The following is a 13,271-nucleotide window of genomic DNA, read 5'->3' on the forward strand; positions in this document are numbered from 1 at the left end:
TTCCCATTTGCCTCTTTTGTCTCCGTAGGGTGGGTGGCATGATCGAAACATCCCCTTCTTCGGCTGCGCCTGTGGACGTGGTGCTGCCCTGCCTCGACGAGGCCGAGGCTCTGCCGTGGGTGCTGGGCCGAATCCCCTCGGGCTGGCGCGCGATCGTCGTCGACAACGGCTCCGTCGACGGCTCGCGGGACATCGCTCGCGCCCTCGGGGCGCATGTCGTACACGAGCCGCGGCGCGGCTTCGGCGCCGCCTGCCACGCGGGCCTGACCGCCGCCACCGCCGACATCGTCTGCTTCTGCGACTGCGACGCCTCCCTCGACCCCGCACTTCTGCCCGCTGTCGGCGGGCCCGTCCTCGACGGTTCCGCCGACCTCGTACTGGGCCGCCGCAGGCCCGTTACGCGCCGCGCCTGGCCACTGCACGCCCGCCTGGCCAACCTGGAGCTGGCCCGTCTGATCCGCCGGCGTACCGGACTACGGCTGCACGACCTGGGCCCGATGCGCGCCGCCCGCCGTCAGTCCCTGCTCGCTCTGGACCTGACCGACCGGCGCTCCGGCTACCCATTGCAGATGGTGGTCCGTGCCGCCGACGCAGGCTGGCGGGTGGCGGAGACGGATGTGCCGTATCGCCCGCGCACGGGCCGCTCAAAGGTCACCGGTACCTGGCGGGGCACCTGGCAGGCGGTACGGGACATGCGCGCTGTCCTCGCCGAGCGGCCCGTCACCGACGCGGTGTCCGCGGCGACCAGCCCAGGAACCGGACGATGAGCGCCCGGCTCCCTGCCACGCTGCTGGTCATCGCCAAGGAACCCGTGCCGGGGCGGGTCAAGACGCGGCTCACCCCGCCCTACACGCCCCAGGAGGCGGCCGCTCTGGCCGAGGCAGCCCTCGCCGACACCCTGCACACGGTGCTCAAGGTCCCCGTCCGGCGCCGAGTCCTTGTTCTCGACGGTGTTCCCGGCCCCTGGCTGCCACCCGGCTTCGATATCGTGCCCCAGGGCGCCGGCGGCCTGGACGAGCGGATCGCGGCCGCCTTCGGCCACTGTGACCGCGGACCGGCCGTCCTGATCGGGATGGATACCCCCCAACTGACCGCGGACCTCCTTGCGGGGGTCGGCCGAGACAGCGCCGATGCCTGGTTCGGGCCGGCCGCGGACGGCGGATTCTGGGCGCTGGGTTTGGCCGACCCGGCGCACGCCGCGGCCCTCGTGCGAGGTGTGCCGATGTCCACCGACCGCACCGGGGCGATCCAGCGGCGCCGCCTTGCCGAGGCGGGGCTGAGCGTGAGCGAACTGCCGGTGCTGCGCGATGTGGACACCGCCGCCGACGCCGCCGCGGTCGCTGCCTGCTGCCCTCCTGGCTCGCGCTTCACCACCACCCTGAACTCGCTCGCGGAAGCCGGGCGGTGAGCGGCACGGCAAGCGGGAGAGACCCAGGCCCTCGCCGAGTGGGCAACGCAGACTGCGGCCCGACGGCATCCCCCACCGGCCCATCCGGACGGCGCCGGTAGGGAAGGGGAACTTCTGCCGCTGGACGTCGAGCGCTGTTGCGCCGCCCCCGACGCCGCCGACACCAGCGTTCTGCACCGTTGCACCGGCCCTGTTCTCGGCATCGGCTGCGGACCGGAACGTCTGATGGCAGCCCTGGCCGCCCAGGGCGTGCGGGCGCTCGGCGTGGACGTCAGCCCGGCGTAGTGGCCCGGACCGGGCAGCGCGGGGGTGCTGCCATGATCGTCGCCGCCGGGCTGGCACTGAACGCGGCCATGCAGCTCCGGCACGACCGGTCGGCCGCGGACCGGGCCCCCCGCGCGATCGAACGGGCCCTGGACCAGTCCTGACCGCACGCCAGATTGGGCACTGGCCGAGCAGGACATCGCCCGGCTCTCCCCGCTCAAGCACCGCAACCTGAACCTGCTCGGCCGCTACAGCTTCACCGCCTCCACCCCGGCCGCCGGCGCCCTGCGCCCGCTGCGCGACCCGGACGCGCCCGACCTGGACGAGGACGACGACGGCGGGCAGGAGTGAGTATCAGGAGCCGATCGGATCAATCCGTGACGGGCAGGCACTCGGCGAGCAGGGCGACGATGTCACGCCAGGCTCGTTCTGCGTGCCGTGGGTGGTAGCCGACGCCGGGACGCACGGTGTGGTCGACCGGTGGATGGTGGAAGGCGTGAAGGGCTCCCCCGTAAACCACGAGGCGCCAGTCGACGCCCGCGGCCTGCATCTCCGCGGTGAACGCGTCCCGTTGCGCGGGCGGCATGATCGGGTCTTCCGACCCGACCCCGACCCATACCGGGCAGCGAATGCGCGCCGCCTCGCCCGGTCGGCCCGTGGTCAGTGCGTTGACCGTCGCAATCGCGCGCAGGTCGACGCCATCGCGACCGAGTTCCAGTGCGACTGCGCCCCCGGTGCCGTAGCCGACGGCGGCGATCCGGTCGGGGTCGGCCCGTGGTTCGGCACGCAACACGTCGAGCCCCGCATGACCGATGTCCCGCATCCGGTCGGGGTCGGCGAGCAGCGGCATGCAACGGGCCAACATTTCCTCTGGGTCTTCCAAATAGCGTCCGCCGTGGAGGTCGAAGGCCAGCGCCACGTAACCCAGCTCGGCCAGAGCCTCGGCCCGGCGGCGCTCGACATCGCTGAGCCCTATCCCCTCGGGTCCGATCAGGACTGCGGGCCGGCGCCCGGCACCGGCCGGGAGGGCGAGGTATCCGATCATCGTCAGGTTGTCGGCCGGGTATTCGACCGTACGGGTGGTGATCGTCGTCATACGACTGGACGGTAATGACTGTTGCGCCCGCTCGGGGTGGTGTTCACCGATGGCAGACAGCGGTCTGTCCCGACTGCACATCACCCGGATGCATCGGCCCGCCTGTCGTCAAACGATCGAATGACGACAGGCGTGGCGGGCGTCCAATGAACCCGTGCAATCCGGGGGTTCGCGGCGGCGCGAATCCAATCAGACCCGATGGTGATTGCTGACAGGGTTTGACGACAGATAGGGCCCACTCCTCCGTACGGAAGGGGCCCTTCGGTGGCGAACCTGGTCTGCAAGCGGGTCTCGACCGACCAGCAGTCGACCGCCCGCCACCCGCGCACCGGCGAGCTGCTGTCCACCGTGAAGTTCATGGTGCAGACCCTCGCCGCCGCCGGCGAACTCCAACGCGACCTCCAGCGCGAACTGACCTACGACGGCCTGCGCGCCGCCGAGGCCAAGGGCAACAAGGGCGGACGCCGCCCCGCCGTGGCGGCCGCGAAGACCGACGCCATACGCACCGTGTACCTGGAAGGCCGCTCGGTCGCCGCCCTTGCCCGCGAGCACGGCGTCAGCCTCCCGGACGGTGACCGGACAGCGAGAACTCACCCGCGCCCAGCCGTGAGGTGGGCCGCCGCGTACGGCTCGGTCCCCGGCGGCCCGGGTGGCGACGGCGCTGACAGGAAGCGGGGCTGGGCGGAGTAGCTCGGGGTGTCAGCTGCCGAAGGGGATGTCCCGAGGGGTGGCCATCCGGCGCGTGTCCGGGTGGGCCTTCACGTAGTCCGTGAGGTACGAGAGCGACTCCCGCACCGCGCTGTCGTCCGTGCCGCAGCCCTTCGGGCCGCTGACGCCGTCCGGGTAGCACGACATCCGGTTGCCGTAGATCAGGCTGTCCACGGCGGCGCTCCCGCCGGAGGCGTCCAGCAGGGTGGCGGCACGGTCCCCGTCCCCCTTGCCCACCGTCCAGCCGACGGTCAGGCCGAGCTCTCCGGTGTCCCGGGCCTTCCTGCCGGCTTCCAGCTCCTTCCGGATGCTGCCGAACTTCAAGGCCATGTTGAACAGGCCGTTGTCCATCACGCGCTGGTTGCCGGGGATGTTCGGCCCGTGCTCGGCGAAGCCGTCCCGGACCTGCGCGTAGTCGCCGCTGAAGCTGACCGCTTCCTTGGAGTTCAGGTCAGCGAGGGCGGTCTTCCAGCCGCTGCCGCCCTCCTTGCCGTAGAAGCCGTAGAGCACCCGAATGCCCTTGCTCTCCAGCTTCTTGCGCGCCATGTCCCGCAGCCCGGCCACGGAGCAGTGGCGCCACTTGGGGTCGTTGCTGTCGCACCAGTCGGGGTTCTTCATGTCAAGCCAGACGAAGGAGGCCTGACGCCCTTGCTCATGCTCCTTCGCCACCTGGTCGAACATGGCCGACATGGGGTCGCCGTAGCTGGTGAGAGTGCCGTCGTGGTCGGCCCACCAGCCCTTGCGCCAGGCCGTCGCGTCCATCTCCAGCGCGTTGGCCCCGTTCTCGAGCGCCCTGGTCACACCGCCCGTGGTCAGCACCCGGTGGGCGATGGCCCAGGTGGGACGCTGATCGGTGGCACCGGGCGCGGCCTTGTAGGGCTTGTCCTCCGGTACGGCCATTGCGGCTCCGGTGCCCAGGGTGGCTGCGGAGACGACCAGGGCCAGCGGCAGCAGTACGGCGCGAAGCCGGCGTGGGGAGGCCATGAGGACGGTCCTTTCCGGTTGCACGGGCTACGCGTGGTGGCAGCCCGTGCGGCGTGTGGTGGCTGTCTGCGCTACAGGCAGACGGCGGGCCAACTGCCCGCCGGTGCAGCACTGTACGGCTAAGTTACCCATCAGTAAATAGGCTGCCGTCCGTACGCAGTCGCCCCCCGTCCGAGGTAAGGGAGCGGAAACCTGTCGGCGGTGCCCGGGAGTGTTTGATTGGCCAGGCGAGCGCCACCTCCTTCGGTGTCAGTGCTGTCTCAGGCGCTCCGCGCTGGGCCCATACCCCGTCGCCGTTCTGCGTCAGCCCTTGCGCTTCCAACCAGCGCCGCGCCCCCTCGGGTCCACGACTGGCGCAGACACCACCCCCGGCACGGCCTGTGCGAGGCCCGGTGCGGCTGCCAGGCTGGGCGGACAACGGTTCCCTAGACCTCTGGAGCGGAAACGTGCAATCCCCTTTGACCGCGGGGCAACTGGAGATCTGGATATCGCAGGTGCTCGAACCGGGCAGCCCGGTCTACAACGTGGGTGACTACTACGAGATCACCGGCGCCGTCGACGCGAAGCTCCTCGAAGCGGCCGCCCGCACCGCCGTGGACGAAGCAGGATCGCTCGGCGCACGGTTCCTCGTCGCCACCGACGGTACGCCCTACCAGGAACTGGGGCCCGCGGAATGGTCCTTCGAGGTCCTCGACATGAGTGAGCGGCCCGACCCCGACGCGGAGGCGGTGGCCTGGATGCGTGCCGAGATGGCCCGCCCGGTCGACCTGACCCGCGGTTCTCTGCTGGCCGGTGCGCTGATCAAGGTATCGAGGGACCGCCACTTCTGGTATCGCCGTTTCCACCACATCATCACGGACGGCCATGGAACTGCCGCCGTTGCCCGCAGGACCGCGGCCCTCTACCACTCGATGCACACCGGTTCCCCTTGCGAACCCAACCCCTTCGCGCCGGTCACGGCCGCGGTCGAGCACGACCGCGCCTACCGGGCCGGCCGGATGTATGCGGCCGACCGGGAGTTCTGGGAGAAGGTCGCGCTCGACTGGCCGGCCACCGGCCGGCTCCGGGCGGACGCTCCGCCCGCACCTGCCACCTTGCAGTACAGCCACCATCTGCCACGGCAGGTGGTCGACGCCGTCCGAGCCCAGAGCGAGCGGCTGGAGGTGTCCACCGCGCGCTTCCTGATCACCGCCGCCGCCCTCTATCTGTGGCAGGTCACCGGCGCCGACGAGGTGACCTTCGGCTGTTCCGCGACGAGCCGGCCCACCCGCCTGCTGCGCAATGTCGTCGCCCCGATGGCGAACCTCCTGCCGTTCCGGGTGCTTGTGGAGCCGGAGCGGTCGGTGACCGACACCTTCCGGCGGACGGACCGCCAGATCGGGCAGGCGCTGCGCCACCACCGGTACCGCTACGAGGAGTTCCGGCGCACGCTCGCCGCGGGCCCGGAGCAGCACGGCGTCGGACCGGTGGTCAATATCGTCAACTTCGACCGCGATCTGCGCTTCGGACCGGCCACCGGCGTGGTGCGCACCCTGGTCACCGGGCCCATCCCGGACCTCGGCCTGTACTTCGACGTGCACTCCGAGCACGCCGGCACCAGCGTGTGCGTGGAAGCGAACCCCGCCAACTACACGGCGGAGGAGGCAGCCCGGCACGCCGAGGGCCTCGGCGGGCTGGTACGCGAACTGGCCGGGGTGGATCCGGGCCTCCCCGTACGAGCCCTGGGCCGGCCCCGGTGACGTGCGGGCGGCCCCCGGCTCACTCCCGGTCCCGCGCGGCGGCGTGCAGCCGCCCCAGCACATACCCGGCCTGGAACCGGCTCTTCGCGCCGACCGCCTTCATGATTTCCGAGGCGTGGCGCTGACAGCTGCGCACGGACATCCCCAGGCGCCGCGCGATCGACTTGTCCTCCAACCCCTCCGACAGCATGGCGACGATCGATTCCTGGATCTCGCCGGAGATCCGGACGGCCGCGGCCGAGTCGAAGCTGACCGGGAAGAGTGAGGCATCGCGCCACAAGCAGTCGAAGAACACCCGTATGTAGTGGACGACATGCGGCTCGCGCACCAGCAGGGCCGCCTCCGGGTCGTCCCGCAGCCCCAGCAGGGCCACGCGGTGGTCGAAGACCAGCAGCCGGCACAGGCCGTCGGTCCGCGTCCGCACCTGCGCCCCGAGGTGCATCACGCGCCGGACATGGTCGACCGTCGGCTGGTCGTAGCGGGCGGGATGCTGGTAGAGGGTGCGCATCCGGACGCCGCGCGTGAGCATCTGCCGGTCCCGCTCATCCGCCTCCTGGAGTGCGCGGGCGGAACGGGCGCCACCCGGCTGGGCGGTGAGTACCTCCTGCCGGGCACCGATCGTCAACTCGTCGATGGTCTCCTGGACGGTCCTCAGATCGGTGAGCAGCTCGATCGGCTCGGCGTCCGAACGACGCGCCCGCCCCGACTCGTAGGCAGGGAGCAGCGAGGCGAACGTCTCCCGGAGCCGCTCGATCTCCTCGTAGCGCTCCCGCACATGGCGCTCCAAGGGACGCAGCAACCGGTCTGCGGCGGTCCGGGGCGGCACCACGGTCAACCGGCCGGCCTCTCCTTCGGCGCGGCAGAGCAGTCGCATTTCCACGAGCTCTTTCACCGCTCGTTCCACGTCCGCGCTGTCCAGTCCCACGACGGTGGTGAGTTCCTCGATGCCCCATACGGCGCGCTGTGTGGCGTAGCCGAATACGAGCGAAGCTTCCTCGCTGAGCTCAATTCGTCCCGGTGGTTCTGACGTATTCATCATCCCTCAGCCCCATCAGAGATATCCCCCGATCGGAAGGCACGCTAGACATGCTTGATCAACAGCCAGTCAACATGGAGCAGACGGGCGCCTCGGAGCAGACGGGCGCCGCCCCGTGCCGGTGAAGACCGGGCACCGGGCGGCACGCAGCGCGGGCGGCGGACTGTTACGCCGCCACCGGGATTTCCGGCAGCTGTGGTACGGGGAGACCGCGGGCAAGTTCGGCGTGTCCGTCACGGGTGTACTGCTGCCGCTGGCCGCCGTCTCCGTGCTGCATGCCGGAACCTTCGCGGTGAGCCTGCTCAACGTCGCGACGTGGCTGCCCTGGCTCGTCATCGGGCTGCCCGCCGGAGTCTGGGTGGACCGGCTGCGCCGCCGCACGGTCATGCTGGTCTGCGACGCCGTCTCGTGCGCCCTGTTCCTGAGCGTGCCGGTCGCCGCATGGTGCGGTGTACTCGGCATCGGTCAGCTGCTGCTGGTCGCGCTGCTGGTGGGCTCGGCGGCCGTTTTCTTCCAGACCGCGTACACCGCCTACCTCCCCACCCTGCTCAGCCCCCCGGACCAGGCCGAGGGCAACGCGAAGCTGCACGGAAGCGCCGCCGCGGCGCAGATCGCCGGTGTGGGATCCGGCGGCCTGATCGCACAGGCCGCCGGTGCGGTCGACGGCATGCTGACCAACGCGGCGACCTTCCTCATCTCCTTCCTGTGCATAGGCCGCATCCGCCACCGCGAGCCGCCGGCAGCGGGCTCCCGGTCGGGGCAGCGCGCGCCGCTGCTCGGGGACTTACGGGAGGGGGTGCGGCTGGTTGCCCGTGATCCGTACCTGCGCAGCCTCACTCTCTTCGGAGGCGCCTCCAATCTCGCCCTGGGAGGCTGCCAGGCCCTGCTCGTCGTCTTCCTGGCGCGGGACATCGGCCTGTCCTCCGGCGCGGTGGGGGCGCTGGTGGGCCTCGGCGGCGCAGGGGGAGTCCTGGGCGCGTTGCTGGTGCGCCGGGGCGCGGCCCGGCTCGGTACCGCTCGGGCCCTGCTGCTGTTCGAGCTGGGCGTGCCCGCCCTCGCCCCGCTGATGGCGCTCACCCGAGACGGCGCCGGACTGGCGTTCTTCGTCGTCGGCTACGGCGCTGCCGCGCTCGGCGTGGTGGCGGGAAACATCATCAAGGCAGGCTTCATCCAAGGGTATTGCCCCTCCGGTGTGCTCGGCCGGGTGACTGCCTGCTCGGCGTTCGTCAACTACGGAACTCTGCCGCTGGGCGCGCTCCTCGCAGGTGGCCTCGGCACGTTGTTGGGGGTGCGGCCGACGATGTGGCTGCTGACCGCGGCCATGCCGCTGGCGGCGTTGATCCTGTTGTGGTCCCCGATCCGCTCCCGCCGCGACCTGCCCGCGCGCGAGGCCGACCTGAGCTGAGCGGATGACGGCCGTGCCCCTCGTCCGCGCCCGTCCGCGCCCGTCCGCGCCCGTCCGCGCCCGCCCGGGCCCCTCCGCGCCGTACCGACGGGCGTCGGCCGCCCTGGCCCCGAAACCACGGGTGTCCCTTTTGTCCCCTCTCCTTTATGCGACAGGCATGAACACCATCCCCGGATGCTCTTGGTGCACGCCTTTCCCGATGGCAACGTGAATCGCGTCGGCACGGCCGGAAAGAGCGACTGGCACCCGCGGCCGGAGCAATTCCGCAGCGCATTCCGGCAGAACGTCCTGCGCGCGGTACGCGGGACGGACCGAGCCGAGAGCGGTGCCGATTCGATGTACCGCGCCGATTCGACGTACCGCGCCGATTCCTGCCGCGGAACCGTCCGCACCTTCCCCATGACGTGAAAGGAATTCCATGTTCCCGCTCTCCGGCCCCGCGCTGAACATGCGTCACCCGTCCGAGATCCGCAACGACACCGGATGGGGGTGACCTCCCCCGAGCAGCGTCCGAGGACATCCGTCAGCAACGACATGAGAGGCAGCGCACAACCATGAGCTCTTCCCGGTCCGCCACCGCGGAACCCCCCGCCTGGACCCTCGAACCCGGTAAGCCGGCGATGGCACACGTCCCCCGCTTCGCCGACGCCGCCGAAGCAGCTGAGTGGCTCGGATCGGTCCACGCGGAGCTGCGCACCGCACTGCACCGGCACGGTGCGGTGTACCTGCGGGGCCTCCCGGTCCGCGACGTCGAGGACTTCGCGAAGGTACGCGACGTCCTGGTGCCCCGCCGCACTCCCTACCGTGAGAAGGCCACCCCCCGCAGCAGCTACGGGAACGACGTCTACTCCTCCACCGACCTCCCGCCCAACCAGCCGATCCGGATGCACAACGAGAACAGCTACACACTGACCTTCCCCGGTCTGCTGCTGTTCTCCTGCCTGACGGCACCGGAGGAGGGCGGCGCGACACCGGTCGCCGACTGCCGCGAAGTGCTCCGCCGGATACCCTCCGCGCTCGTCGAGCGGATGCGCTCGGCCGGCTGGTTGCTGACCCGCAACTACTCCGAGCACATCTCCCTGGACTGGCGCACCGCGTTCGCCGCCGACACCCGGGAGCAGACCGAGAAGTACTGCGCGGACAACCTCATCTCCTGCGAATGGGACGCCTCGGGCGCACTGCGTACCCGGCAACTGCGGCCCGGCATCATCCGGCACCCGCAGACGGGGGAGGAGGTCTGGTTCAACCACATGGCTTTCTGGAACTCCTGGTCGCTGGACGAGGAGATCCGGGAGGCGCTGCTCGACGAATTCGGGCCGGACGGCCTGCCCTTCGAGACCGGCCTCGGCGACGGCGCGCCGCTGACGCGCGACGAACTCGACGCCATCAACGCCGCATACGAGGGTGCGACGGTGCGCGAGACCTGGCAGCCGGGCGATGTGCTGCTCGTCGACAACGTGCTGGCCACCCATGGCCGCGACCCCTTCCGCGGCGACCGCCGCATCGTCGTCGCGATGGGCGAACCCGTCGCCCTCGCGGACTGCCGGCCCACCGTGCCGCCCGCCCCGGGAGAGGAGCGGGCAGCATGACCGAGCTCCTCGAAGACCGCCGGCACGCCGCACCGGACCACGCCGTCGATCTGCTGACCCGTTTCCAGCAGGCCGTCGCGGCGACCCCGGACCGCATCGCGGTCAGCCACCATGGTGCGCTCACCTTCGCCGAACTCGACCGGCACACCGCCCGTTTGGCGGGAGTGCTGGCCGGCCACGGCGCCGCGCCCGGCCGGCGGATCGGCATCAGCCTGCCCCGGGGCACCGACCTCGTCGTCGCGCTGCTCGCCGTCTGGCGGACCGGCGCCGCCTACGTACCGCTCGACCCCGCCTATCCGCAGGAACGCCTGCACGCGATGGTGCGTGACGCGGGCATCGACGTGGTGCTGACCGGGGGAAGTGACGGCCCGGTGTGGCCGGAAGGTGTCCGTACCCTTCCGGTCGCACCCCCTCCGGAGGCCCCGGCCCCGGAGCACGCTCCGGCTCCGCCCGTACCGGTCTCCGCTCGGACCCCGGCGTACGTCATCTACACCTCCGGCTCGACGGGCGTACCGAAGGGCGTCGAAACCACCCGGGGCGCGGTGGCGGCACTGGTCACCGGGCTGGAGGAGGCGGGCTTCTACGACCATGGGCACCGGGTCGTCGCATGGAACGCCAGCGTTTCCTTCGACGCCTCGGTCCAGCAATGGGCACGGGTGTGCCGGGGCGACACCGTGGTCGTCCTGGGGGAGGCGGAGCGCACCGATCCGGCCCTGCTGGGGGCAGTCCTGGACGAGCACGGGGTGCACGACCTCGACCTGACCCCCTCGCACTGGCCGCTGCTCCGCGACGACCTGCTCGTACGCGCCGCCGAGGGGCGACGGCTCCGGCTGTTCATGGGCGGCGAGGCGGTACCGGAGGGCACCTGGCGGGAGCTGGCGGCCGCACACGACGCCCGGCGCCTCGAAGCGGTCAACCTCTACGGCCCCACCGAGTGCACGGTGGACGCCACCGCTGCCTGGATCGAGGACTTCGCTCCGCACATCGGACGCCCCCTGCCAGGAGTCCGCTGCCACGTCCTCGACGCCGCGCTGCGGCCGGTGCCGTTCGGCGAGGAGGGCGAGCTCTACCTCGCCGGACGGCAGCTGGCCGTCGGCTATGTGAACCGGCCCGCGCTCACCGCCACGCGGTTCGTCGCCGACCCGTTCGCCGCCGACGGCACGCGGATGTACCGCACCGGAGACCTGGTGCGCCGGCGCCCCGACAACTCCCTGGAATACCGGGGACGCAGTGACCGTCAGGTCAAACTCCGCGGCCACCGCGTGGAGTTGGGCGACATCGAGGCCGCGCTGACCACCCATCCGGGCGTGGCGGCCGCCGTGGTCACCCTGCACAGCGACACGGCCGTCGGCGAACAGCTCGTCGCGTACTACGTGGCGGCGACAGGTGCCGCGGGCGACACACCTGCCACCGGCACCCCCACTCCTGACACGCTCCGCGCCCATCTGGCCGCCGCTCTGCCGCAGTTCATGCGTCCGACCGCCTACCTCGCACTCGACGCGATGCCGCTGACCGTGAACGGCAAGGTCGACCTCACCGCCCTGCCCGCGCCCGAACCGGCCACGGCGGACCCGGACAGCGCTCCGGAGAGCGAGGCCGAGACGCTGATAGCGACCGTGTGGTCCGAGGTGCTCGGCCGTGAGCACATCAGGGCCGACGACGACTTCTTCGCCATGGGCGGCCATTCGCTGATCGCCCTGCGTGTCGTGGCCCGGCTGAAGAAGCAGCTGGGGGTCGTGATGTCGGCCCGTGAGGTCTACCAGCATCCACGGCTCAGGGACCTGGCGCGGCACGTCGAGAGCCTGCGCGCCGACCGCTGACGGGCCGGCATCCGCCTCCCTCGATCACCGCGCACCTTCTGCACCACCGTCACTGCGCCGCCTGCGCGGACACCGCGCTCCGTCACCGCGGAGACGGAGCAGAGACACCAAGAGACGCCGAAGAGACAGAAGACCCCCCACACAGACAGGGAGAGGGCCACGATGGCCGGACCTCAGGACACCACCGTCATCCCGATCAAACCACCGGACCGTCACACCGTGCGCACGCTCCTCTGCCTGGGCTTCTGCGGCGGCGGCACCGGGCCGTATCACTCCTGGAGCGACAGCCTGCCCGCCGAGGTGGCCCTCTCCGCCATCTGCTACCCCGGCCGGGAGGGGCGCTTTCTGGAGCCGTACGCGGCCGACTGGGAGGAACTCGCCGCGGACGCCACCGCCGCCGTGCTCTCCGCGGCCGACGGGCCATACGTCCTGTTCGGGCACAGCATGGGCGGCTGGATGGCTTTCGACGTCGCGGCCCGGATCGAGGACGCGGCCGGCCCGGCCCCGGAGGCACTGGTCGTCTCCTCGTGCAACGCGCCGGACCGCGGTCTGACTCCACGGGACATGTTCCCCGCGCGCCAGGACACCGACGCCGAGTTGCTGGACTGGATGCGCACCAACGGCCTGATGCCTGAACACGTCCTGGCGGACCCGGGACTCCAGGAGATGGCCGTGGAGCTGATGCGTGCGGACATCCGGGTCCGTGACACCTTTCGCTGCCGGCCGGGGACCACGGTGGGCGTCCCCGTCCAGATGCTCTCCGCGACGGATGACGATGTCATCGAGCCGGACGCAGGAAACCAGTGGCGCCGGGTCGCCCGCGGCTCCTACCGCCACGATGTGCTGCCCGGCGGGCACTTCTACACCCCGGAGATCTGGCGGCAGCTGCCGGCCCACATCGCACCGCTCACCACACCGGCATCCCACGCCGCGGTCTGAGCCCGCAGAACGGGAACGTTCCGCCCCACACCGCTCCCTGCCACCTGAAAGGACATCCCCCGTGACGCATACGCACCCCTTCGAAGACGTCGACGCCACCTATCTCGTCCTGGTCAACCAGCGCAACCAGCACTCCCTCTGGCCGTCGCACCTGGCACCTCCGCAGGGCTGGACGGTGACCCGGGGCGCCGACGGATATCAGGCCTGCCTCGACCACATCGAGGAGCACTGGCGCGATCTGTCGCCGCAGCCCGCCACCGGCAACTGACCCATCTCCGTCTCC

At 71.1% G+C, this 13,271-nt stretch carries 13 protein-coding genes and 2 pseudogenes; 12 read left to right on the forward strand and 3 right to left on the reverse strand.

Translation table 11 applies throughout. The features are described 5' to 3' along the window. Positions 1–38: 38 nt before the first annotated feature. From QT196_RS34870 to QT196_RS39480, 4 genes and pseudogenes are all read left to right on the forward strand, one after another. Complete coding sequence (locus QT196_RS34870) at positions 39–767, forward strand: glycosyltransferase family 2 protein (protein WP_290356361.1); 729 nt, start codon at positions 39–41, stop codon at positions 765–767. Then, the gene (locus QT196_RS34875; protein WP_266732687.1) at positions 764–1,408 is read left to right on the forward strand and encodes a DUF2064 domain-containing protein; all 645 of its coding nucleotides are present in this window, start codon (positions 764–766) and stop codon (positions 1,406–1,408) included. The genes QT196_RS34870 and QT196_RS34875 overlap by 4 nt, the downstream gene beginning before the upstream one ends. Positions 1,409–1,510: 102 nt before the next feature. Further along, positions 1,511–1,728 (forward strand): annotated as a pseudogene (locus QT196_RS34880) (SAM-dependent methyltransferase); the annotation flags it as partial. After that, positions 1,729–1,836, forward strand: a pseudogene (locus QT196_RS39480) (TetR/AcrR family transcriptional regulator); the annotation flags it as partial. A gap of 206 nt (positions 1,837–2,042) precedes the next feature. Here QT196_RS39480 and QT196_RS34885 read toward each other — a convergent pair. Then, complete coding sequence (locus tag QT196_RS34885) at positions 2,043–2,768, reverse strand: dienelactone hydrolase family protein (protein ID WP_290356362.1); 726 nt, start codon at positions 2,766–2,768, stop codon at positions 2,043–2,045. Positions 2,769–3,032: 264 nt separating this feature from the next. Here QT196_RS34885 and QT196_RS34890 point away from each other — a divergent pair, with 264 nt between their 5' ends. Continuing rightward, positions 3,033–3,458 (forward strand): hypothetical protein, encoded by a 426-nt coding sequence (locus QT196_RS34890; RefSeq protein ID WP_248001452.1) that lies wholly within the window; start codon positions 3,033–3,035, stop codon positions 3,456–3,458. A gap of 9 nt (positions 3,459–3,467) precedes the next feature. On the opposite strand, the gene QT196_RS34895 is transcribed toward QT196_RS34890, so the two are convergent. Further along, complete coding sequence (locus QT196_RS34895) at positions 3,468–4,460, reverse strand: phospholipase (protein ID WP_290356363.1); 993 nt, start codon at positions 4,458–4,460, stop codon at positions 3,468–3,470. 446 nt (positions 4,461–4,906) lie between these two features. Here QT196_RS34895 and QT196_RS34900 point away from each other — a divergent pair, with 446 nt between their 5' ends. Continuing rightward, entirely contained in the window at positions 4,907–6,199 is a 1,293-nt protein-coding gene (locus QT196_RS34900; RefSeq protein WP_248001453.1) for a condensation domain-containing protein, read from the forward strand. Positions 6,200–6,218: 19 nt separating this feature from the next. Here the strand turns inward: QT196_RS34900 and QT196_RS34905 are convergent, their stop codons facing one another. Next, entirely contained in the window at positions 6,219–7,238 is a 1,020-nt protein-coding gene (locus QT196_RS34905; protein ID WP_168482642.1) for a LuxR family transcriptional regulator, read from the reverse strand. Between the two features lie 112 nt (positions 7,239–7,350). On the opposite strand from QT196_RS34905, the gene QT196_RS34910 reads away from it, so the two are divergent. From QT196_RS34910 to QT196_RS34935, 6 genes are all read left to right on the forward strand, one after another. Beyond that, positions 7,351–8,640 carry an MFS transporter gene (locus QT196_RS34910; RefSeq protein WP_248001454.1) on the forward strand — a complete coding sequence of 430 codons (1,290 nt, stop codon included), beginning with the start codon at positions 7,351–7,353 and terminating at the stop codon, positions 8,638–8,640. A gap of 174 nt (positions 8,641–8,814) precedes the next feature. After that, on the forward strand, positions 8,815–9,048 hold the full coding sequence (locus QT196_RS34915; RefSeq protein ID WP_168482643.1) for a hypothetical protein: 234 nt from the start codon (positions 8,815–8,817) through the stop codon (positions 9,046–9,048). 146 nt (positions 9,049–9,194) lie between these two features. Continuing rightward, complete coding sequence (locus QT196_RS34920) at positions 9,195–10,229, forward strand: TauD/TfdA family dioxygenase (RefSeq protein WP_168482644.1); 1,035 nt, start codon at positions 9,195–9,197, stop codon at positions 10,227–10,229. Further along, positions 10,226–12,049: a non-ribosomal peptide synthetase gene (locus QT196_RS34925; protein WP_168482645.1), complete on the forward strand. Its 1,824-nt coding sequence runs from the start codon at positions 10,226–10,228 to the stop codon at positions 12,047–12,049. The genes QT196_RS34920 and QT196_RS34925 overlap by 4 nt, the downstream gene beginning before the upstream one ends. Positions 12,050–12,211: 162 nt before the next feature. Further along, positions 12,212–12,988, forward strand: coding sequence for an alpha/beta fold hydrolase (locus QT196_RS34930; RefSeq protein ID WP_266732703.1), 777 nt, complete (start codon positions 12,212–12,214; stop codon positions 12,986–12,988). Between the two features lie 61 nt (positions 12,989–13,049). Then, positions 13,050–13,256, forward strand: coding sequence for an MbtH family protein (locus tag QT196_RS34935; RefSeq protein ID WP_266732705.1), 207 nt, complete (start codon positions 13,050–13,052; stop codon positions 13,254–13,256). The last annotated feature ends 15 nt before the right edge of the window (positions 13,257–13,271 follow it).

Source organism: Streptomyces sp. P9-2B-2, from assembly GCF_030406865.1.
In the GTDB taxonomy this organism is placed as follows: Bacteria; Actinomycetota; Actinomycetes; order Streptomycetales; family Streptomycetaceae; genus Streptomyces; species Streptomyces platensis.

Excerpts from the sequence above, each read along its gene's own strand:
- QT196_RS34870 (WP_290356361.1), top strand. The coding sequence starts at position 39 with ATGATCGAAACATCCCCTTCTTCGGCTGCGCCTGTGGACGTGGTGCTG.
- QT196_RS34875 (WP_266732687.1), top strand. The coding sequence starts at position 764 with ATGAGCGCCCGGCTCCCTGCCACGCTGCTGGTCATCGCCAAGGAACCC.
- QT196_RS34885 (WP_290356362.1), bottom strand. The coding sequence starts at position 2,768 with ATGACGACGATCACCACCCGTACGGTCGAATACCCGGCCGACAACCTG.
- QT196_RS34895 (WP_290356363.1), bottom strand. The coding sequence starts at position 4,460 with ATGGCCTCCCCACGCCGGCTTCGCGCCGTACTGCTGCCGCTGGCCCTG.
- QT196_RS34905 (WP_168482642.1), bottom strand. The coding sequence starts at position 7,238 with ATGATGAATACGTCAGAACCACCGGGACGAATTGAGCTCAGCGAGGAA.
- QT196_RS34915 (WP_168482643.1), top strand. The coding sequence starts at position 8,815 with ATGCTCTTGGTGCACGCCTTTCCCGATGGCAACGTGAATCGCGTCGGC.
- QT196_RS34920 (WP_168482644.1), top strand. The coding sequence starts at position 9,195 with ATGAGCTCTTCCCGGTCCGCCACCGCGGAACCCCCCGCCTGGACCCTC.
- QT196_RS34925 (WP_168482645.1), top strand. The coding sequence starts at position 10,226 with ATGACCGAGCTCCTCGAAGACCGCCGGCACGCCGCACCGGACCACGCC.
- QT196_RS34930 (WP_266732703.1), top strand. The coding sequence starts at position 12,212 with ATGGCCGGACCTCAGGACACCACCGTCATCCCGATCAAACCACCGGAC.